Origin of the sequence: Chromohalobacter sp. HP20-39, from assembly GCF_033052815.1 — a bacterium.
In the GTDB taxonomy this organism is placed as follows: domain Bacteria; phylum Pseudomonadota; class Gammaproteobacteria; order Pseudomonadales; family Halomonadaceae; genus Chromohalobacter.
This window is the reverse complement of record NZ_JAWHTP010000961.1, coordinates 1-251: the sequence shown is the minus strand read 5'-3', so window position 1 is coordinate 251 and position 251 is coordinate 1. Positions and strand designations below refer to the sequence as shown.

1 protein-coding gene is annotated in these 251 nt (G+C 76.5%); it reads right to left on the bottom strand.

Features of this window, described 5'->3' with window-relative positions:
- On the bottom strand, nt 1–251 hold a 251-nt coding region (locus RVY79_RS20815; protein ID WP_317466504.1), incomplete at both ends, for an FAD-dependent oxidoreductase.

Below are 251 nucleotides of genomic sequence, written 5' to 3'. Positions count from 1 at the left end.
CGGAAGTGCGCCTCGGCACCCAGCCGCTGATGCAGCGCCGCGCAGAAGGCCTGGCAGTCGGCCACCGCCTCGCCGGGCGTGAAGATGCCACCGGCCAGCGTGGCCTCGGTGTCGGCCAGTGCCGGCTCCAGCGCGACGCATTCGTCATGCGACAGGGCCTGCTCCGCCGCACTGCCGCGGGCCCGCGCGGCCACGCGCGCGAACTCGGCCGGCCGGCGGTAGACGACGAGCTTGCCCGGCGTGCGCAGGGC